This window comes from Polaribacter marinaquae (assembly GCF_038019025.1).
Classification (GTDB): domain Bacteria; phylum Bacteroidota; class Bacteroidia; order Flavobacteriales; family Flavobacteriaceae; genus Polaribacter; species Polaribacter marinaquae.
The window spans coordinates 1,843,496-1,864,738 of record NZ_CP150496.1; the positions used below are offsets into that span (position 1 = coordinate 1,843,496).

A 21,243-nucleotide genomic window follows, 5' to 3' on the forward strand; every position below is an offset into this window, starting at 1 on the left:
AAGTTTATTTTAGAAAGGACAAGATAGTTAAATAAAAAGCCATTACAAATACTGTAATGGCTTTATCAATTTCACATTAAAAATATGTTTTCTATTTATGTTTCAACTTCATAATTATTAAATACATAGAAGATACTGCTGTAATTGTATTGGCTAAAATCATGGGTAAACTATTTAAATAAATACCGTAAATAAGCCATAAAACAATACCTAAAAAAAACACAATAAACATTGTTAAAGACAACCCAGAAGTATCTTTGGTTTGCCATGTTTTATATACTTGCGGTAAAAAAGATATGGTAGTTAGTAGCGCTGCTAATAAACCAATAATTTCAAAAAAAGCGTTCATAATTATTCTTTAATCAGATTTCAAAAAAAGAAGGAATTCAATATTTAAAAATATCAAATTCCTTACTTATTAAAATTTTATATGGTTTTATTAACCTACAATATTTACAATTTTTCCTGGTACAATAATAACTTTTTTGGGTGTTCTACCATCTAATTGTGCTATTGTTTTTTCGTGCTCCATTACTGTTTTCTCGATTTCTTCTTTAGATAAATCTAAAGGAAGTTCTAATGTAAAACGCATTTTACCGTTAAAAGAAATAGGATATACTTTGGCACTTTCTACTAAATGTTTTGCATCAAAAACAGGAAAAGCTGCTGTAGATATAGATTCTTTATTTCCTAATCTACTATACAATTCTTCTGTAATATGTGGTGCATAAGGCGATAATAATACCAATAAAGGTTCTAAGATTTCACGCTTGTTACATTTTAAAGCAGTTAACTCATTTACAGCAATCATAAATGTAGAAACAGATGTGTTAAAAGAGAAATTCTCTATATCTTCTTCTACCTTTTTAATTGTTTTGTGTAATGTTTTTAATTCTTCTTTGGTTGCTTTATCATCAGAAACAGAAAATTCTTCTCCGTTAAAATAAAGTTTCCAAAGCTTCTTTAAAAATGAAGAAACACCAGAAATACCTGAAGTTTTCCATGGTTTTGCTTGCTCTAACGGCCCTAAAAACATTTCGAACAAACGCAATGAATCTGCACCGTACTCTTTTACAATATCATCAGGATTAACAACATTGTACTTCGATTTAGACATTTTTTCTACTTCTCGCCCAACTTTATAAACTCCTTCTTCTAAAATAAATGCGGCATCTTTATACTCTGCATTTAAAGGATGTTCTTTAAATCCTTCGATATCTAAATCATCCGAAGCATTTACCAAAGATACATCTGCGTGCAAAGGTGTTTTAACAATCATTACTAAATCTGCGTAATTAGGATTTAGTAAACCTTTATCTAATAAATAATTTTTAACAACAGTTTCAAATTCGTCATCAGAAGTAAATAAATTTTTAGAAACAAAAACGGCCGGTATTTTCTCGATAACATCGTCGTTAGATTTGTCTATTGCGCAACCGTTTTTAACAAACGGAGTCGCTTTGTAAACAAATGCAGAAGTTCCTAAAATCATACCTTGGTTTATAAGCTTTTTAGCAAACTCATCTACAGGCACAATTCCTTTATCAAACAAGAATTTTTGCCAAAAACGAGCATATAGTAAATGCCCTGTTGCGTGTTCGGAACCACCAATGTATAAATCTACTTCTTTCCAGTAATTTAAAGCTTCTTTGCTTGCAAATTCTTCTGTATTAGAAGCATCCATATAGCGATTAAAGTACCAAGAACTTCCTGCCCACCCAGGCATTGTATTTAATTCTAAAGGATAAACTGTTTTATTCTTTAATTTATCATTAGAAACTACTTTTTTAGCACGAGAATCCCATGCCCATTCTGTTGCATTTCCTAATGGTGGTTTACCATCTTCTGTTGGTAAATATTTTTCTACTTCTGGCAACACAATTGGTAAATGTTTTTCATCTATCATTTGTGGCATTCCGTCTTTATAATAAACCGGAAAAGGTTCTCCCCAATAACGTTGTCTACTAAAAACAGCGTCTCTTAATCTGTAGTTTATTTTACCGTAACCAAAACCTCTTTTTTCCATTTCGTAAATGGCAAGTTTTAGTGCTTTTTTATATTTTAATCCTGATAAAAAGTCTGAATTCGCAATTACAGTTCCTTCTTTATCTGTGTGTGCTTCTTTAGAAATATCTACGCCTTCGAAAATATTAGGAATTGGGATACCAAAATGTTTTGCAAAATCATAATCACGTTGATCGCCGCAAGGAACCGCCATTACTGCACCTGTACCATAACTTGCTAAAACATAATCTCCAATCCAGATTTGTACCTTTTCACCAGAAAAAGGATGTATAGCATATGCACCTGTAAATGCACCAGAAATTGTTTTTACATCTGCCATTCTATCACGTTCAGATCTTTTAGCTGTTGCAGCAATATAAGCCTCTACTTCTGCTTTTTGAGCGTCTGTTGTAATTTTAGAAACTAGTTCGTGCTCTGGCGCCAACGTCATAAAACTTACACCATAAATAGTATCTGGTCTTGTGGTAAAAACATCAATTTTATATTCGTTTTTCTTTTTAACAACTTCTTTTACAGTTGTTTTTTCAATTTCTTTCGGAAACTGAATTGCTGTATTTATTTCTGATACTACTTTTACAACATTATCTAAAACCTCTTCATTTGTAAAACGTATTACATGAAAACCTTCGTTATTAAAATAAGTTGTTCTTTCAGCTTCATCTTCTTTACCAGAAAACTCTACTATTAAATTTTTAGCTATACATACAAAGTCTACCATAAAAGTACCAATTGTATACTTTTTTCTAAATTTTGATGCTCCTTTTTTGTTCTTTAACTCATTCCAAAGTGTAGTTTCTGCTTTGGTTAAATTTAATCGAACTTCTTTTAAATCTTCTAATTCTTTATAAGATAGTTTTACTTCTGATGATGTATTTACAGCAGTTTCTTCTACTTTAAAAGTCACCATAGCACCTTGCGAACGCCCAATCCAATTGGTTTGAGAATCTTTTAATGGTTGTGGCCAATCTATTTTTTCTAAACCGTCTAACAAACGTTGTGCATAAGCAGAAATTCGCATAGACCATTGCGTCATTTTTTTACGAATTACCGGATGACTTCCTCTTTCTGATACTCCGTTTACAATTTCATCATTTGCCAAAACGGTTCCTAATGCCGGACACCAATTTACTTCTGTATCAGATAAAAAAGTTAAACGATATTGTAATAAAATTTCTTCTTGTTCTTTCGCTGAATAAGCTTTCCATTCATCCGCAGAAAAAATAGCTATCTCTTCATCTGAAACTGCATTTACATTTGCATTTCCTTCTTTATTAAAGATTTTTTCTAAGCTAGAAATATCTTCTGCTTTGTCAGCATCTTTGTTATACCAAGAATTAAATAACTCAATAAAAATGGATTGCGTCCATTTATAGTATTCTGGACTAGAAGTTCTTACTTCTCTGCTCCAATCGAAAGAAAAACCAATTTTATCTAATTGTTTTCTATACGTTGCAATATTTGCTTCTGTAGTTTTTGCAGGGTGTTGCCCTGTTTGTATTGCATATTGTTCTGCAGGCAAACCAAAAGAATCATACCCTTGCGGATGTAATACATTAAAACCTTTATGACGTTTGTAACGTGCATAAATATCACTTGCAATATAGCCTAAAGGATGCCCAACATGTAAACCTGCACCAGACGGATAAGGAAACATATCTAACACGTAATATTTTGGTTTTTCAGAATTATTTTCGGCTTTAAAAGTTTCGTTTTCTGCCCAAAAATTTTGCCAATTTTCTTCTATTTCTTGATGATTATATTGCATTTGATTCTTTTATTATAGGGTGCAAATTTACATTTAATCTTTAGAAGATTAAAGTAAAAAAGTACTTGCTTAAACAGTTAAGATATTTTAAAAATAAAAAAGCCTTTTAATAAAAATTAAAAGGCTTTTTTACAAGTTTTAAATTGTAATTATTTTTCAATAATTTCTGTTTTAATCGGCACAGATACTACTGTATTTGCCCAACCCATTTTTAAAGTCATATCGTCTTCAAAAATCATAGAAAAAGCTTCTATATTTTCTTCGGATTTAGAAACAGTACCTTTTACTCTAATTACATCTTCTATTTCTTTGTAGGTATAATGCCCCCAAACGTTTCTAGCTTTATTTAATATAACTGTCCAATCTCCTTCTGCAGAAGGAATTGTAAACAAAGAATACGTTCCTGCTTTTACAGCTTTACCACCAAAAAATACGTCTTTAAAAAATGTAATTTCTGCAGCTTCGTTTGCTCCGGTTCTCCAAACTTTACCTGCTGGTGCTAATTTTGCTAAATCTCTACCTTTTAACTGCGGACGACCATAAACAACTTTTACTACCTTATTTGATTCTCTCCAATTGTCAGGAAACGTAGAAGCATCCATAGGACTTACATCTAATTTTTTCCATTTTTGCGCAAAAGAATCTGTACCGCTAAATAATGTAATTGCAAATACTGCAATTGCTAAAATTGATTTTTTCATGTTTTTAAAATATGTTTTGTTAATGTATTTGTTTCAAGTCTTTCAAAAGTAGAAATCATTACAAGAAAAGACAATTAATATTCTGTTAAGTTTTAATGGCAATCGCAACCTGTATTACAATTTCCTTTTTTCTTTGCAGGAAAAACATACTTTTTACCTAAAAAGAAAACAGCTAAAACTACTAATATGTAAACGATTATCTCTTGCACTAGCTTAGTAATTGATATACTATAAACGATGAAACATAAGCCAGTAAAGCCATACCAAATAATTGTATTAAAGGCCATCTCCAGGTTTTGGTTTCTCTTTTTACAATTGCTAACGTTGCCATACACTGCATAGCAAACGCATAGAACACCATTAAAGACATACCAACCGGAAAATTGAAACGGCTTTTACCTGTTTCTAAATTTACTTCAGAACGCATTTTTTCTTTAATTGTGGTTGTATCTTCATCATCAGACTCTACACTATAAATTGTTGCCAAAGTTCCTACAAAAACTTCTCTAGCTGCAAAAGATGTTATTAAAGCGATTCCTATCTTCCAATCATAACCCAAAGGTTTTATAACTGGTTCTATAGTTTTCCCCATTATACCAATATATGAGTTTTCTAATTTAGAGGATGCTATTTTTTGATTTAACTCGTCTTCATTTAAATTATTGTTTGCTACATTTTCTGTAATGTTTTTCTCTGCATTTTTAAAAGATTCTGGCCCGTTAGAAGCCAAAAACCACAATATAATAGACAAGGCTAATATTATTTTACCTGCACCAAATACAAATGCTTTTGTTTTTTCTACTACTTCAAAAAAGATATTTTTAACAGAAGGAACCTTATAGTTTGGCATTTCTATTATAAAAAACGATTTTGATTTTACTTTTAAAGTTTTATGCAATATATAGGCTGCTAAAATTGCTGTTGCAAACCCTAAACCATACAAAGAAAGTAAAACTAAACCTTGTAAGTTTAAAAATCCGAAGATTCTTTTATTCGGTATTATTAACGCAATTAAAATTGCATAAACTGGTAAACGCGCAGAACAGGTTGTAAATGGTGTTACTAAAATTGTAATTAAACGCTCTTTCCAACTAGAAATAGTTCTTGTTGCCATTATAGCTGGTATTGCACAAGCGGTACCAGAAATTAACGGAATTACGCTTTTACCATTCATACCAAAACGACGCATAATTTTATCCATTAGAAAAACAACACGACTCATATAACCTGTTTCTTCTAAAACAGCAATAAATAAAAATAGTATTGCAATTTGAGGTATAAATATAATAACTCCTCCAATTCCAGGAATTATACCTTCTACCAATAAATCTGTTAAAACACCTGGTGCTAATTTACTTTTTACAAAGTTTGATAAATCAGCAAATGTGGCATCAATAAAATCCATTGGTACTGTTGCCCAATCAAAAACAGATTGAAAAATTACCAAAAGGATTAAAAAGAAAATTACGTAACCAAAAATTTTATGTGTAAAAATTTTATCTAATTTACTTCTTATATCTGTAGCTTTACTTTTATCTACTAAATACGTTTTCTTTAAAATTTTATTTATCTCTTGATAACGATAAATTGTTTCTTTATGCTGATATTTTTTTAACTTAAATACATCTTGCTTAAAGGCAAGTAACTTTTCTTTTTCTTCTTTACTTATGGTATCTGGGTAATTGTTCTGCGTTACCATTAACCACAGTTCATATAAAGAATAGTTAGGGCTAATTTCTTTTAGTTTAGAAAAATAATCTGGATCTATTTTAGAATTAATTCCGCATAAAGGTGCTGCTTTTGCCGCAACATGGCAACGAATAATTGCCGCTTTAACATCTTCGATTCCTTGATTTTTTCTGGCACTAATTAAAACTACTTCGGTATTTAGCTCTTTTTCTAAGGCAGATAAATCTATAGAAATTCCTTTCTTAGTCATTTGATCTACCATATTAATAGCCAAAACTGTCGGAATTTCTAAATCTTTAATTTGAGAAAACAATAAAAGATTTCTTTTTAAGTTCTCTACATCTGCAACCACTAAAATTACGTCTGGTGATTCTTTTATATCTTTTTTAAGTAATGTTTTTAATACAATACTTTCATCTAAAGAAGTAGGATTTATACTATATGTTCCTGGTAAATCTGTAATTAAGGCATTTTGGGTTGCAGATAATTTACTTGTACCTTGCTTTTTATCTACTGTAACTCCTGGATAATTACCAACTTTTTGATTTAAACCTGTTAGTTGATTAAATAAAGAAGTTTTTCCGGTATTAGGATTTCCTATTAAAGCAACTTTTATATCGTTTTTAGGCATTATAAATTTGCTTTTAAGATTCTTATTTTTGAAGCTGTTTCTTTTCTAATGGCCAAGTGACTACCGTTTACACAGATATATAAAGGGTCTTTTAAAGGCGCTATTTGCACCAATTCTACTTCGGCTCCTGGCAAACAACCCATTTCTAGTAATTTTAACGGAATAAAATCTAAAGATTCTTCAGATATATACCCCATTTCGCCAATATGTAAAGATGCAATTGTGCTCAATATTTTGTTTTTGGATTAGCAAAGATAATCATTTAGAATGATTCTAAACAAGTTATTCTGATGCATATTCATCCTTTAACAAAACAATATCGTTTTTTAACTTCTCCATATCTTCTTTTTCCGTACCATCATAGTAACCACGAATACGCCTATCTTTATCAACTAATACAAATTGCTCTGTATGAATAAAATCGTTTTCATCTCCGCTTCCTTCATCTAAAACAGCAAAATAACTTTTTCTAGCAAGCTCGTAAATATGCTGTTTAGATCCTGTGGTTACATTCCACTTACCATCTACAACTCCTTTTCTTTCTGCATATTCTTTTAACACAGAAACACTATCTATAACAGGTGTTACAGAGTGTGAAAGAAACATAATATCTTTATCATTTTTGTAAAAATCTTGCAACTCGCTCATATTATAAGCCATTGCAATACAAATAGTTTGACAACGTGTAAAAAAGAAATCTGCTACGTAAATTTTATTTTTGTAAGTATTATTCGTAATTATTTCTCCGTTTTGATTTGTTAGTTCAAAATCTGCAATTGTATGATCTTTTGTAATATGTTTCATAGAAAAATCTACCAATCGCGGATTTACATCTGCAGGACTGTAAACTTTTAGCTTAGTATCTACTTTTAACAAATGATAAAAAACAGGTATCGCAACCGCAGAAAAAACTGCTAAAAAAATAAGTGTCGGAATCGATTTTTTAAAGAATTTAACTTCCATAATACAACGTTTATATTGCAAAAATACGACTTAAAAACAGTCAAAAAAAGGAAACAAAATCAAAAGCTATCTAAAATCTATGTTAAATAAAAAAAGCTAGTAGTAATTGTTCTTTTACAACTCTCTCGAAAACCTTACATTTGTTTCTTATTTAATTATGATTTAACGCTGAATGGAAATATTAATAAAAGCATCGCAATTTATACTAAGTTTATCTTTATTAATTGTTTTGCATGAATTAGGGCATTTTATCCCTGCAAAATTGTTTAAAACTAGAGTAGAAAAATTCTACTTATTCTTCGATTATAAATTCTCTATTTTCAAGAAAAAAATAGGAGAAACCGTTTATGGTATTGGCTGGATTCCGTTAGGAGGTTATGTAAAAATCTCTGGTATGATAGACGAAAGTATGGATACCGAACAAATGGCTTTGCCACCACAACCTTGGGAGTTTAGATCTAAACCCGCATGGCAACGTTTAATTATAATGTTAGGTGGAGTTTTTGTAAACTTTGTTTTAGGTATTTTTATTTACATAATGCTAATGTGGGCCTATGGTGAAAAATATTTACCAAACGAAAATGTAAAAGATGGAGTTTGGGTAGAAAATAAATTAGCAGAAAACTTAGGCTTACAAACCGGTGATAAAATTTTAACTGTTGATGGTCAAAAAGTAAAAAAATTCTCTGGATTATCTTTAGAATTCATCAACGGTAACACTTATCAAATAGAAAGAAACGGACAAGTTTTAGACAAGGAAATACCAGAAAATTTTATTTCTCAATTAATGGATCGAGGTAAAGATGCTGGTAATTTTTTAAATGTTAGATATCCTTTTGTAATTGCAAAAGTTCAAAAAGATTCTTTAAATGCAAATGCAAATATTTTACCAAAAGATATTGTTACAGCAATTAATGGCACATCAATTACTTATTATGATGAAGCTAAAAAAGAACTTGCAAAGTATAAAGGACAAGACATTTCTTTAACAGTTAAAAGAAACAACGAAACAAAAGAAATACCCGTAAAAGTTTCTAACTACGGAAACCTAGGCGTAGTTTTTGGCGGAACCTCTTTTAAAGATTTAGAACGTTTAGGTTATTACGATTTAGAAGAAATAGAATATTCTTTTTCTGAAGCAATACCTGCTGGTTTAAACAAATCTTGGAAAACCCTAACAGATTATATAAAACAATTAAAAAAGATTTTTAACCCAAGTACTGGTGCTTATAAAGGTTTAGGTGGTTTTATTTCTATAGGAAGTATTTTTCCGGACACTTGGAGTGCACAATCTTTCTGGGAAATAACTGCTTTCTTATCTATTATGCTAGGTTTTATGAACCTTTTACCAATACCTGCCTTAGATGGTGGACATGTAGTTTTTACACTTTGGGAAATGATTACAGGTAGAAAACCAGGAGATAAATTCTTAGAATATGCACAAGTAGTTGGTTTTATTCTACTAATTACATTATTACTTTTTGCAAACGGAAATGATATATTTAGACTCTTTAAGTAGCAACTTTAAAGAGTTAACTCGTAAAAAAAAGCTTCACAATTGTTATAATTGTGAAGCTTTTTTTATAATCTGAAAGATCTATTTATCAAAGGAAACCAAGTATAACTCGTGTTACACTTATCGCACGCATAGCCCTTTGTACCCGGAAAAAGTCTAGAAATGCCTTTTCTCTTCATTCTATGTCTAGATTCAGATTTACATTTTGGACATGCCTTCATAAATAAAAAGTTTAGTTAGTTTTCGCAATTTAGTAAAAACCTAAACATATAACAACAGGTAAAATCACCTTATTTAAAAGCCATTTAACTTATTAGTTCTTGTAATTGCTTTTTCATTCTTCCAATCTATCCATTTTTGCCCTTTAATTCGCCTCATTACATTGTCTATTGTTCGCATAACAAACACATTGTAAATTGCCTTAGACAGGTTTTTAGGCTTTCTAGCAATAGCTCTTAAACTCATAGAAAAACCTGGCGTTATGTATTTCATATAATGCCAATATCCTTCTGGCATATATAGCACTTGCCCATGCTCTAAATGTGTAGTATAACCTTTCGCTTTCTTTAAAGCTGGCCATTTATCGAAATCTGGATTCGAAAAATCGATATCTTCTCTTACAATTAAAGAATGCGGAATTTTATACAAAAAATCATTTTGCTTTTGATCGAATAGAATTACTTCTTTTTTTCCTTCAAAATGAAAATGAAAAATATTAGCCAAATCGATGTCATAATGCATAAATGTATGCGAATTTCTACCACCAAAAAATAACATTGGTAAACCTTTCATCAAACGTAAACCAAAATCTGGAAACTTAAAATCTTTTTGTAAAACGGGTACTTCCTTCAAAATATTCCAAAGAAAAATTCTGAATTTGGTTGGTTCTCTTTTTAGCAAATCTACATATTCAGACATTTTCATTTTAGCATGCGGCTCGTTAAAGCCATCTTTAAAATCTACAGGTCTATCATCATATAAAGGCACTACTTTGTCTCCGGCAACTTGCTTCATATAGTCTAAATTCCATTTAGAATATGCAGGCCAATCATTTACAAAATTCTCTATTACTACAGGTCTTTGTGGCTTAAAGTAATTTTTTATAAAGTCTTCTTTGGTTATTGTTTTTACCGTATCTATTTGAGATAAGTTTAAACTCATGCTATTAAAAATTAAGCGACAAAGTTAAGAAATTGTAAATTAATCGCTTTATTTAAAGGAAAAAACCGATCGTTTCAAAAAATGATGGTATTGGTAATTTCTATTGAATTCGAATGAATGACTTAATTTAATTTGTATAAAACTTTATTAATTAGCATCTGTTATTTACCGTTAACTTCAATTTATAAAAAAAACCTGTTTTTCAACAGGTTTTTTAATTTCATTAACTATAAAGTTCTACAATTTTTAAAAATTGTAACGCAAACCAAATAAAATGTTGCTTGGTGGCATTGGTAAAAAACCAGATTCTATATATTCTGCATCAAAAATATTATTTGCTGTAACTGTAAAGTTAAATTTATTTACTGTAACAATTACAGAAGCATCCCAAACATTATAACTTGGTCCTACGGTTCTATCTGCATGCTTGTAAATAATATTCTGACTTACATTTTTAAATAACCTTGTAGAAAAACGTGTTATAAATTGATGCTTTAAAGTGTTTAATCTATAACGAGACAAACTTCTGTTTTGATCATTTATATCGTCTTCTATAAATGTATACCCAAATGATAAATTCTGATCAAAATCTTTAATTTTAAATGTATAATTAGCGTTAAACTCTAAACCTTGCGTATTTACTTTAGCAATGTTTGTTGCTGTAAATTTGTTTTGAGCATCATTTTGTCTAATAAAATCTATAATATTATCAGAAGCTCTGGTAAACAAAGATAATGTTGCAAAAAAGTTATGATCAGTATATTTTAAACCAAACTCTTGCGCAATTGCTTCTTCTGGTTTTAAGTTAGGGTTTCCGGTTGTACTAGAGTCATTGTAATATAAATCTGTATACGTTGGTATTCTATACGTATAACCAATATTCCAATAATATTTAAACTTATCAGACAATTTTAACCCAATATCTAAACCGGGAAATGCATGAAATTTAAAGTCTGAAAAATAAGTTGCTGCTACACCCGGAGTAATATCTACAGCACCAAATTTAAAACGATGTTCTAAAAACACATTTGCCATTGTTCTGTTTCTTTTACCCAAGTTATTACTACTTATAAAAACTCTAGAAACATCTACACCAAAACCGGTAACCCCTAAATTAGACGTATAAGATACATTTGTCTCTACACCAACTTTATTTGTAATATGCAGGTTTCTATAAAAATCTGGATCATCTCTTTTTAATAGAAAAATATCCTGACCTCTTCTCCAATAAATTCTTGGTGTAATTTTAAGATTTTCTGATTTAAAAGTTGTAGAAACTCCTAATAAACTATTCTGAGTTTCCTCATATTCATTTAAACCAAAAGCTTCTGGCGTGTAAAAGTTTTGCGCACCAAATTTTTTGTCGAAAAAAGTAGCTAAAACCTCGATTGGTTGATTGTTCTTATTAAAAACTCCTTTTAAGAAATAATTAAAATTATTGTAATCAGAATTTTCTCTATAACCATCTGATGTTAAAGCACCAACATGCGCAATAATCGATGTGTTTTCAAACTCTTTACCAACGGTTAAAGACCCGTTTAATTGCCCAAAAGAACCCGCTTCAACATTTAAAGAAGCCGTGTTTTTTAACCTTTTTTTAGTTACAATATTTATAGCGCCGGTAAACGCATTTTGACCAAAAACCCTTGCAGCTGGTCCTTTAATAATCTCTATTCTTTCGATAACTTCAATAGGCAAAGCAGCATTTAATGTATGGTGACCTGTTTGCGCATCGTCCATTTTAATTCCGTCAATTAAAAGTAAAGTTTGATCAAAACCACCACCTCTAATGTATAAATCTGCTTGACTTCCTGCAGTTCCTCTTCTTCTAATATCTACACCAGCTACTTGTTGTAATAAATCTGCAACGTTTGTAGCTGCACTATTTTTTATAATTTCTGATGTTATGATATTTATAGTTCTAGAATTTTCTTTAAAAGGTAAATCGATTCTATTTGTTGTAATTACAACTTCTTTTAAAGTATCTCTTTGTGCCGTATTTTCTTGTGCTTTTACAGATATTGCACTTAAAACTAAAGCAAATAATAAGGTAAATTTAATTTTCATGAATAATGATTTTATTATGATGCAAAACTCGTAACTTTCACGACGATTAAACTAGTCCAGTTTTAAAATGAAAAATAGTCCGGTTAATACTCTTTTTAAAGAAACAATTAATTTTGATAAGTCTGCAGCACAACCTGTTTACATACAAGTTGCGCAACAAATTATAAATGCAATTCAAAGAAAGCATTTAAATGAAGGCACAACTTTACCTGGAACTAGAGTTTTAAGTAAACTTTTAAAAATCCATAGAAATACCGCAGTTGCTATTTATGACGAATTGGCATCACAAGGTTGGGTAGAAATTATTCCTAATAAAGGTACTTTTATATCTGCATCCGCAGTACAAAAAAGAAAAATAAAAGCGCCTGTACAAAACGGAAATGAAACATCTAATTATGCTACAAATGCTGGTTTTCCTTTTCAAAATTCTTTTCATTTAGCTTCTACTACACAAACTACAAAAGCAAAGTATACTATTAACGATGGCAAACCAGATTTACGTTTGCATCCTGTACATCAATTTTCTAGATGGTATAGCGCAGCCATGAAACGTAAAACGTTGATTAAAAAATGGAACAGATCAAACGAAATTTCATACTCTCTGTTTCAAACCGAATTGTGTAATTATTTAAATGCAACTAGAGATTTTTTTATCAAACCAGAAAATTTAATAAGTACTAGAAGTACAGAGATGAGTTTGTACATTGTTTCTCAACTGCTAATAAAACAAAACGATGTTGTTTTAGTAGGAAATCTTAGTAATTATGCTGCAAACATGATATTTCATCAAGCTGGTGCTGCTATTAAAACGATTCCTGTTGATAAAAACGGATTGGATGTAGATTATATTAGAAAACATTTTATAAAAAACAGCATAAGATGTGTATATGTTTGTGCGCATAGAGACTACCCAACAACAGTAACTTTAAGTGCAGAACGTCGATTGGCATTACTTGCTTTAGCAAAAGAGTTTGGTTTTGCTATTATAGAAGATGATTACGAGTACGATTTTCAGTACGATGGCGCTGCAATGTTACCAATTGCAAGTGCAGACACAAACGGATTGGTCATTTATTTGGGTAAACTAGGTCAATCTTTATTTCCGAGTTTTCAAACCGGATTTATAGTTGCGCCAAAAAATGTCATTTCAGAAGCCAAAAACTACTTGCAATTATTAGACGAACAAGGCGATTTAATTCAGCAGCAAATGCTATCAGAATTAATTCACGAAGGCGAAATTCATCGTTTAATGAAAAAAAACATTGTAATCTATAAGCAAAGGCGAGATTCTTTGTCTAACCTACTCACCCAAAACTTTTCTAAGATTGCAACATGGCAAATTCCTGCTGGTGGTTTGGCTATTTGGTTGCAATTTAAAAAACATATTTCTCTTATAAAATTAGCAAAAGAAACACAAAAAAATGATTTATTTCTGCCTAAAACCATCTTATATCAAGATAAAAATACGTGTGCAATTCGGTTTGGTTTTGGGCATCTAGAAAAAGAAGAAATGGTAATCGTCATCAAAAAATTAAAGAATGCTTACACAAAATTGGCATCCATTTCTTAAAAAAGATACAATCGTTTTTTAACAGATTAAGATATTAACAATCTTAATTTCAGCCTATTTTTTTTATAATTTTGTAACATGTTTGCGCTAATAGATTGTAATAATTTTTATGCTTCTTGTGAACGCGTTTTTAACCCAAATTTACAAGGAAAACCAGTTGCTATTTTAAGCAATAATGATGGTTGTGTTATTTCTATGAGCGACGAAGCCAAGAAATTGCAACTACCTTTTGGTGCGCCAATTTTTAAATGGGAACAATTTTGTAAAAGCAATAATATTACTGTTTTGTCTTCTAATTATCCGTTATACGGAGACATGAGTACGCGTGTTATGAATATTTTGGCGGGTTTTTCTCCGGATATAGAAGTGTATTCTATTGATGAGTCTTTTTTAGAGTTAAAAGGTTTTGAAAATTACGATTTGTCTAACTACGCAACCAAAATGCGAAGTAAAATTTTAAAATGGACAGGAATACCTACTTGTGTAGGTATTGCGCCAACAAAAGCCCTTAGCAAAGTTGCCAATAAAATTGCGCGTTCTAACTTAAAACAATCTAAAGGCATTTGTATTATCGATTCTGAAGAAAACAGAATTAAAGCGTTAAAATGGACTAAAATTGGCAATGTTTGGGGAATTGGAAGTCGCTTAAAAAAGCGTTTACAGGCAAAAGGTTGTGAAACTGCTTACGATTTTACACAACTACCAAGCGATTGGGTTTTAAAAAATTTTTCTATTGTAGAATGGCGTTTGCAAAAAGATTTACAAGGCATTTCTAAAATACCTTTAGAAGATGCTGTTACTTCTAAAAAGATGATTGCTACCACAAGAAGTTTCGAAAACACATATGCAGATCTAGAAAATATTACCGAACGTATTTCTACTTTTGCATCGAGTTGCGCTAAAAAATTACGTGAACAAAATTCGAATTGTCATGTAATAACAGTATTTCTTAGAAGCAATCGTTTTGATAAAAATCAAGCTTATTTAAAAGAAAATAAAACAGTTTTTTTATCCTACCCAACAGATTCTACGTTAACAATTTCATCTGCAGCAATTGCCGCTGTAAAAACTATTTTTAAAGAAGGTGTTAACTATAAAAAAGCAGGCGTAATTATTTCTGGCTTGGTACCTAATGATAATTTTCAGCTAAATTTATTTAGTCATGAAAACCCGAAACACAAACCACTAATGTCTGCAATAGACAATTTAAACAAGAAATTTAAAGGCGATAAAATTAAACTTGGCAATCAAGATTTAAACCGAACCTGGAAAATGAAACAAAACCGATTGTCTAAAAAATTTACCACAAATATTAACGAAGTTTTAATTGTAAAATAAACTCTTTAAAATTTAAAGAAATGTTTTAATTTGCAAAGTATTATGACAACATCTAAAAATCTTACTTTTTTTACACCAAAGGCTTCTTCTGGAGATGGCGCTGTTTTGGTTGATGTTGGCATTTCTGCTGGTTTTCCTTCACCTGCAGACGATTTTAGAGAAACTAGAATTTCTTTAGATGATGAACTGATACAAAACAAAGACGCTACTTTTTTTGCTAAAGTAAAAGGACAATCTATGATTGATGCTGGTTTAGACGACAACGATTTATTAGTAATCGATAGAAGTTTAGAACCTGCCAATAACAAAATTGCGGTTTGCTTTTTAGATGGCGAATTTACCGTAAAACGTTTACGTGTAGAAAAAAACGAAGTTTGGTTACAACCAGAAAACCCTAATTACCCAATTATAAACATTACAGAAGATAACGATTTTGTTATCTGGGGAATTGTAACCAATGTTATAAAGAAAGTATAAATTTCTTCTCTCTCTTTTTTACTTCAGCTTAAAAAAGAATATCTTTATTTTTTAAAAAATTATATTACTATGGAAAATACGTTTGAAAACAAAACGATGTTAATTAATGCTACCGATTTAGATCGAGTAGAATTCTACAAAAAAACATATGCACACGTTGCTGGTGGCGTACTCTTATTTGTTTTATTTGAATATTTACTATTACAAAGCGATGCTATTGTAACCTTTATGATGTCTATGACACAAGGTTGGCGCTGGTTAATTATGTTGGGTGGTTTTATGCTGATTACAAATTATGCAGAAAGCACAGTTTTAAAAACTGCAGATAAAAACATACAATACATGGCCTATGCTTTGTATGTATTTGCACAAGCAATTATTTTTGTGCCATTATTGGCAATTGCCATTTATTACACAGAAAGTGAAGATTTAATACAACAAGCTGCATTAGTTACTTTAGCTTTATTTGCAGGTATTTCTGCAGTTGTTTTTCTAACTAAAAAAGACTTTTCTTTTCTTAGAACAGGTTTAACAATTGGCTTTTTTATAGCTTTAGGTTTAATTGTTGCAGGTTCGTTATTCGGTTTTAATTTAGGTTTATGGTTTTCTGTTGGAATGTGTGTTTTAGCTGGCGGCTCTATCCTATACCAAACATCTAACTTAATACACAAATTTGGTACAGAAGATTACATACCAGCTTCTTTAGGTTTATTTGCTTCTTTAATGCTACTTTTCTGGTACGTTTTACAAATATTTATGTCTAGAGATTAAGAACCAGTTCATTTAAAAATATTTAGAAAAATCAGAAGTTTAAACTTCTGATTTTTTTTATCCTGAAATAACAAAATTACTCTTTTTTAATATTTTATTATTGTTTTTCAATAATTTTTATATCTTTGGATTATCAAAAATACATGAAATAATGAAAAAACTTAATATTCTAAAAGCAATTGTAGATTTTCTTTGGATTTTTTCTATGCCCATTGTGTTAATTATAATCGGCATATCAATTGCGGTTTTCTTTGTCGATTTAAACGAGTTAAACATCAAAATAAACTCAATAGATTTTGATAACAATACGCCATTATCAAAAATATTACTTTCAATTGCTGCTTTAAATTATTTATTGATAATAGCTGCTTTGTATTTTTTTAGAAAAGTATTACACTTTTTTATAAGAGTAAAAATATTTGAAGAAACAGTTATAGCATCATTCAAAAAAATTGGAAACTTGTTAGCTATTTCTGGTATAATTTCTTTAGTAATTTCATTTATAAATAAGATTTACTTTCAGCAAAAAATATCTTTAGAATTTGGTTTAAATCAACACTTGGTAATTATTTGTTTAGGATTGTTCTTTTTAACACTAAGTGAAATTTTTAAAATTGCCAAAAACACAAAACAAGAAAACGATTTAACAATATAATTATGTTAACTATATTTCAAACAACGGTATTAATAATAATATTTTCTATTGTAGGGTTCTTAATCTACAGTATTTTTCAGAAAAAAAGAATTACTACATTTTTACATCTCCTTTTTACAATGAGTTTTTGGCTGATGATTGTAATCTCCTTTGTAGCCTTAGCGTTTACCCTTTATACAGGAAACGGAATTTTACAAACTTCAAAAAATTCCACTATCAATATTTCAAATAAGCAAATTCCTATAAATTTTAGCTTATCTTTTAATCAAGGTAAAAGGTTTACAGATTACACAAAAGACAGTATAGGTAACACTATAGATACTCAAGTTTTTAGCAGATATTCTGATGATAGGTTAAATTTTGTAAATCCTGATTTTCTTGGAAAAAGTAAGTTTACAAAAGAAAAATTAGACAGTATTTTTGAAAACTCTAAAGATGTAGAATTTTTTGGCAAAAAAATACAATTTGACGGAGGTTATAATGAAAATGTATCAACAAAAGTTTCCACGATTTCAGGAAAAACAAATTTAAAAATTGAGACAAAAAACTGGCAATTATCTACTCTTTTTAATCTAAAATTCTATTTATCATTTATAATAATAATTCTAATACTTTACTATTTAAAAACGCTTTTTCAACTATTGAAAACATCACTCAAATTTAGCTTAGGATTGGTGAAAATTATAAACAAAATTGCAAGTTTAATCATTATTTGGCAAGTCCTTAATTTGGTTTTTAGTTTCTTATTTAGTTTATATTATGATCATGCAAGTTTTAAAAACACAGTACAAAGTGATGTTTTTTTAAGCATATCACCTCAATATGAATTTGACCTTACATTAATTATTATTGCCTTGGGCTTATTTGTCTTTAGTGGTTTACTTTCTAAAGCAAATCAAATTCAGCAAGAAAACGACCTAACAATATAAACATGGCAATTATTGTAAACTTAGATGTAATGCTTGCCAAACGCAAAATGCGAAGTAAAGAATTGGCAGAAATAATTGGAATTACCACAGCAAACTTATCCATCTTAAAGTCTGGTAAGGCTAAAGCTGTACGTTTTTCTACTTTAGAAGCAATCTGTAAAGCTTTAGATTGCCAACCTGCAGATATTTTAGAATATAAAAAAGATTAAAAAAACATCTCGATACAATTTTGCAAAAAAACAAAATCACTCGATGTGACAGGTTACAAGTTTTAAAAATCTAATTGTCAGTTCGATTGATTTTTCTGACGAAGGAAGAAAAATTGTTTCGAAAACTTATAAATTGAAAATAAAAAGCTCCGAATTTTCATTCGGAGCTTTTTAAAACATCAATATCAAAATAGAATTACCTATTCATTGGTTTATTTAAATTCATAAATAAAATATCTGTATCAGTAGCTTCTTTGCCTAACAAATACTTACTAAAATGATCTGCTCTTAGCCAGAAAGAGTATTCTGTCATACTACCAAAACCATGTCTTTGTCCTGGCATAATCATAAATTTAAAACGTTTGTTTGCCTTAATTAATTCGTTTGCCATTCTTATAGTTCCTGCCGGATTTACGTTATTATCCATATCACCATGAATCAACATTAAATGTCCTTTTAAGTTTTTTGCTAAAGATTGATTGTCATCAATTTTATATTTATGAGAAATTTTTCCTTTTGCATCTATTTCTTCTTTTACACCATGATGTGTTTCACTCCACCAAGAATTGTACACATTATTATCGTGATTTCCGGCTGATGAAACCGCCGCTTTAAAGAAATCTGGATATACCAACATTGCTGCAGTAGACATAAATCCACCACCAGAATGACCGTAAATTCCTACTTTTTCGATATCGATAAACTTGTGTTTGTTAGCCAATTGCTGCGCAACATATTTTTTATCAGCCAAACCATAATCACGTAAATTACCGTAACCATAATTATGATACCATTTAGATCTATCTGGATGACCACCTCTGTTTCCTAAAGTAATTACAACAAAACCAACTTGCGCCATTCTATCTAAACGATCCATTCTGTAAGAAAAAGATTTGTTTACAGCTTCTGTTTGCGGCCCAGGATACACATATTCTAACAACGGATATACTTTTGTAGAATCCATATCAAAAGGCTTGTACATTACTCCGTAAATATCAGTAATTCCGTCATCTGCTTTTACTTTAAACGGTTCTGGAAATTTGTATCCAGATGCAAATAATTGCGATAAATCTGCCGTTTCTAAATCCATAACTTTACGCCCGTTTGCGTCTCTAAGTTCAGATTTTGGCACAGTATTTACCCTCGAATAATTACTCACAAAATATTTATTAGAATCTGCCATAGAAGTAGTTGCTGTAAAATCTCCAGCATCTAATGTTTTCATTCCAGACCCGTTTAAATTAATTTTATAAGTATGTAAATAATAAGGATCTTGTTTTTTATTAACACCGTTTGCAGTAAAATAAAGTGTTCTTGTTTTTTCATCTAAACCTGCAAAACCATCTACATGGTAATCTCCTTCTGTAACTTGATTTTTTAAGTTTCCGTCAGAATCATATAAGTAAAAATGTGCCCAACCATCTCGTTCTGCCCAATGTAACATTTCTTTTTCGTTGTTTAACAAAATTAACGGACGAGACTCGATGTATGTATTAAAACGTTCTTCTATTAACGTTTTATATTCTCCTGTATTAAGATCTGCAACATTAATATCATACTTTTTGCGATCTCTAGAAATTACACTAAAATATATTTTCCCTTTTTTTGATAAAAGCAAAGAAGGTCTAAAATCATCATCTCTACTAGATTGTTTTCTAGGTGCTCTAAACACAGAAATACTTTGTTGACGTACTGTATCTAAAGGAACTTTTATGTGTGATTTTGAAGGAATATCAAAAATTAATAATTCAGACTTATAATATTCTTGTTCTCCTGGCATGTGGTATTTATAGGTTTCTAAAGTTGGTCTTTTTTTACCTGTAGAATTAATTACCCATAAATCTTTAATATGTCTAGAGTCCGATTTTTGAAATACAAACTTTTTAGAATCGTGAGACCAAGTTCCCCAAACACCTTTACGCTTGTCTTTGTTTTTTTCTTTATCTACATTATCTTCTCTAGAACCGCCGCCGTATCCGTAGTTTTCTTCTCCGTCTTTAGTCCATTGATTTTCTACAACCGTACTATCTTTTTCATCTTTAATAAACTTTTTAAAGTTTACTTTATCCATCCAGTACAAATTGTAATTTTTAGAATATAAAACGATAGAACTATCTGGTGCTACATTTGCCCATCTTAACCAAGGCTTTTTTTCTTCCTTTTTAGTATTGATTATTGTCAAACCGTTTCCGCCTAACTTATATTCTAAATAATAAGTTTTCTTCTCCATTTTAGGCTTTTTCTTTTTGGCCTTTTTACTCGATGTAGAATCTTTCTTTTCTTCTTTTTTATCTTCGACAACGGCAACTTCTTCTGTAGATTTTACTCTAAAACGAATTGCATTTTCTGCTTTGTTAAATTTAAATCTAAAACGAGGTAAATGTTTTGCATCGTATGGGTCTTTGGTAATTTCTGTTAACCATTTTGCCATTTTAACATTATCGAAAAGTAGTTGCTTCGATTTTCTATCTGCATCTACTAAGTAATAATTAGAGCCTTCTGATGTTTTGTAAGAATACCAAAAACGGTTTCCTTTTTTTAACCAATGCGGACTAACATTTGTAGAATGCACCATTTTCGCTAAGTTTTTTGGCGAATATTTTGCTGCTGCTCTATAATTTGGTTCAGGGGTTTCTTGTGCAATTATTGCTATTGTAGCAAATAATGACAAGAATAAGAGTAGAATGTTTTTCATCTGTAAGAGAATTTAATTAGTTCTTGTAAAGTTCTCTAAAACAAACTATCTCGCAAATTTTTAAGATTTTTTTATAAAATA

General features: G+C 30.1%; 17 protein-coding genes. 8 read left to right on the forward strand and 9 right to left on the reverse strand.

Annotated features, from left to right (window positions below; genetic code table 11):
* Nucleotides 1–91 precede the first annotated feature (91 nt).
* The 6 genes from WG950_RS08300 to WG950_RS08325 form a co-directional block, all read right to left on the reverse strand.
* On the reverse strand, nt 92–349 hold the full coding sequence (locus WG950_RS08300; RefSeq protein WP_077810834.1) for a SemiSWEET family sugar transporter: 258 nt from the start codon (nt 347–349) through the stop codon (nt 92–94).
* A 90-nt stretch (nt 350–439) separates the two neighbouring features.
* On the reverse strand, nt 440–3,790 hold the full coding sequence (locus tag WG950_RS08305) for a leucine--tRNA ligase (protein ID WP_340931590.1): 3,351 nt from the start codon (nt 3,788–3,790) through the stop codon (nt 440–442).
* A gap of 149 nt (nt 3,791–3,939) precedes the next feature.
* Nucleotides 3,940–4,491, reverse strand: a complete 552-nt coding sequence (locus WG950_RS08310) for a DUF2911 domain-containing protein (protein WP_340931591.1) — start codon at nt 4,489–4,491, stop codon at nt 3,940–3,942.
* Between the two features lie 208 nt (nt 4,492–4,699).
* Entirely contained in the window at nt 4,700–6,811 is a 2,112-nt protein-coding gene (gene feoB, locus WG950_RS08315; protein ID WP_340931593.1) for a ferrous iron transport protein B, read from the reverse strand.
* A complete protein-coding gene (locus tag WG950_RS08320) occupies nt 6,811–7,041 on the reverse strand; it encodes a FeoA family protein (protein ID WP_077810830.1) in 231 nt (76 codons plus the stop codon). The genes feoB and WG950_RS08320 overlap by 1 nt, the downstream gene beginning before the upstream one ends.
* Nucleotides 7,042–7,093: 52 nt before the next feature.
* The gene (locus WG950_RS08325) at nt 7,094–7,774 is read right to left on the reverse strand and encodes an SCO family protein (protein ID WP_340931595.1); all 681 of its coding nucleotides are present in this window, start codon (nt 7,772–7,774) and stop codon (nt 7,094–7,096) included.
* A gap of 172 nt (nt 7,775–7,946) precedes the next feature.
* Here WG950_RS08325 and rseP point away from each other — a divergent pair, with 172 nt between their 5' ends.
* Nucleotides 7,947–9,293, forward strand: a complete 1,347-nt coding sequence (gene rseP, locus WG950_RS08330; protein ID WP_340931596.1) for an RIP metalloprotease RseP — start codon at nt 7,947–7,949, stop codon at nt 9,291–9,293.
* Nucleotides 9,294–9,584: 291 nt separating this feature from the next.
* On the opposite strand, the gene WG950_RS08335 is transcribed toward rseP, so the two are convergent.
* On the reverse strand, nt 9,585–10,451 hold the full coding sequence (locus WG950_RS08335) for a cupin-like domain-containing protein (protein WP_340931598.1): 867 nt from the start codon (nt 10,449–10,451) through the stop codon (nt 9,585–9,587).
* A gap of 246 nt (nt 10,452–10,697) precedes the next feature.
* Entirely contained in the window at nt 10,698–12,518 is a 1,821-nt protein-coding gene (locus WG950_RS08340; protein ID WP_340931600.1) for a TonB-dependent receptor plug domain-containing protein, read from the reverse strand.
* A gap of 67 nt (nt 12,519–12,585) precedes the next feature.
* Between WG950_RS08340 and WG950_RS08345 the strand changes: the two genes are divergently transcribed.
* The 7 genes from WG950_RS08345 (at nt 12,586) to WG950_RS08375 (ending at nt 18,467) form a co-directional block, all read left to right on the forward strand.
* Nucleotides 12,586–14,088, forward strand: a complete 1,503-nt coding sequence (locus tag WG950_RS08345) for a PLP-dependent aminotransferase family protein (protein WP_340931601.1) — start codon at nt 12,586–12,588, stop codon at nt 14,086–14,088.
* Nucleotides 14,089–14,166: 78 nt separating this feature from the next.
* Complete coding sequence (locus tag WG950_RS08350) at nt 14,167–15,426, forward strand: Y-family DNA polymerase (protein WP_340931602.1); 1,260 nt, start codon at nt 14,167–14,169, stop codon at nt 15,424–15,426.
* A 42-nt stretch (nt 15,427–15,468) separates the two neighbouring features.
* Nucleotides 15,469–15,903, forward strand: coding sequence for a LexA family protein (locus WG950_RS08355; protein WP_077810823.1), 435 nt, complete (start codon nt 15,469–15,471; stop codon nt 15,901–15,903).
* A 69-nt stretch (nt 15,904–15,972) separates the two neighbouring features.
* Entirely contained in the window at nt 15,973–16,674 is a 702-nt protein-coding gene (locus WG950_RS08360) for a Bax inhibitor-1/YccA family protein (RefSeq protein ID WP_077810822.1), read from the forward strand.
* Nucleotides 16,675–16,825: 151 nt separating this feature from the next.
* Nucleotides 16,826–17,329: a DUF2975 domain-containing protein gene (locus WG950_RS08365; protein ID WP_340931603.1), complete on the forward strand. Its 504-nt coding sequence runs from the start codon at nt 16,826–16,828 to the stop codon at nt 17,327–17,329.
* Between the two features lie 119 nt (nt 17,330–17,448).
* Entirely contained in the window at nt 17,449–18,258 is an 810-nt protein-coding gene (locus WG950_RS08370) for a DUF2975 domain-containing protein (RefSeq protein WP_340931605.1), read from the forward strand.
* A 2-nt stretch (nt 18,259–18,260) separates the two neighbouring features.
* On the forward strand, nt 18,261–18,467 hold the full coding sequence (locus WG950_RS08375; RefSeq protein ID WP_340931608.1) for a helix-turn-helix domain-containing protein: 207 nt from the start codon (nt 18,261–18,263) through the stop codon (nt 18,465–18,467).
* Nucleotides 18,468–18,663: 196 nt separating this feature from the next.
* Here WG950_RS08375 and WG950_RS08380 read toward each other — a convergent pair whose 3' ends face one another.
* On the reverse strand, nt 18,664–21,162 hold the full coding sequence (locus WG950_RS08380) for a S9 family peptidase (protein ID WP_340931609.1): 2,499 nt from the start codon (nt 21,160–21,162) through the stop codon (nt 18,664–18,666).
* Nucleotides 21,163–21,243 lie beyond the last annotated feature (81 nt).

Coding starts and splice junctions, on each gene's coding strand:
- WG950_RS08300 (WP_077810834.1), bottom strand. CDS start 349: ATGAACGCTTTTTTTGAAATTATTGGTTTATTAGCAGCGCTACTAACT.
- WG950_RS08305 (WP_340931590.1), bottom strand. CDS start 3,790: ATGCAATATAATCATCAAGAAATAGAAGAAAATTGGCAAAATTTTTGG.
- WG950_RS08310 (WP_340931591.1), bottom strand. CDS start 4,491: ATGAAAAAATCAATTTTAGCAATTGCAGTATTTGCAATTACATTATTT.
- feoB (WP_340931593.1), bottom strand. CDS start 6,811: ATGCCTAAAAACGATATAAAAGTTGCTTTAATAGGAAATCCTAATACC.
- WG950_RS08325 (WP_340931595.1), bottom strand. CDS start 7,774: ATGGAAGTTAAATTCTTTAAAAAATCGATTCCGACACTTATTTTTTTA.
- rseP (WP_340931596.1), top strand. CDS start 7,947: ATGGAAATATTAATAAAAGCATCGCAATTTATACTAAGTTTATCTTTA.
- WG950_RS08335 (WP_340931598.1), bottom strand. CDS start 10,451: ATGAGTTTAAACTTATCTCAAATAGATACGGTAAAAACAATAACCAAA.
- WG950_RS08340 (WP_340931600.1), bottom strand. CDS start 12,518: ATGAAAATTAAATTTACCTTATTATTTGCTTTAGTTTTAAGTGCAATA.
- WG950_RS08345 (WP_340931601.1), top strand. CDS start 12,586: ATGAAAAATAGTCCGGTTAATACTCTTTTTAAAGAAACAATTAATTTT.
- WG950_RS08350 (WP_340931602.1), top strand. CDS start 14,167: ATGTTTGCGCTAATAGATTGTAATAATTTTTATGCTTCTTGTGAACGC.
- WG950_RS08355 (WP_077810823.1), top strand. CDS start 15,469: ATGACAACATCTAAAAATCTTACTTTTTTTACACCAAAGGCTTCTTCT.
- WG950_RS08360 (WP_077810822.1), top strand. CDS start 15,973: ATGGAAAATACGTTTGAAAACAAAACGATGTTAATTAATGCTACCGAT.
- WG950_RS08365 (WP_340931603.1), top strand. CDS start 16,826: ATGAAAAAACTTAATATTCTAAAAGCAATTGTAGATTTTCTTTGGATT.
- WG950_RS08370 (WP_340931605.1), top strand. CDS start 17,449: ATGAGTTTTTGGCTGATGATTGTAATCTCCTTTGTAGCCTTAGCGTTT.
- WG950_RS08375 (WP_340931608.1), top strand. CDS start 18,261: ATGGCAATTATTGTAAACTTAGATGTAATGCTTGCCAAACGCAAAATG.
- WG950_RS08380 (WP_340931609.1), bottom strand. CDS start 21,162: ATGAAAAACATTCTACTCTTATTCTTGTCATTATTTGCTACAATAGCA.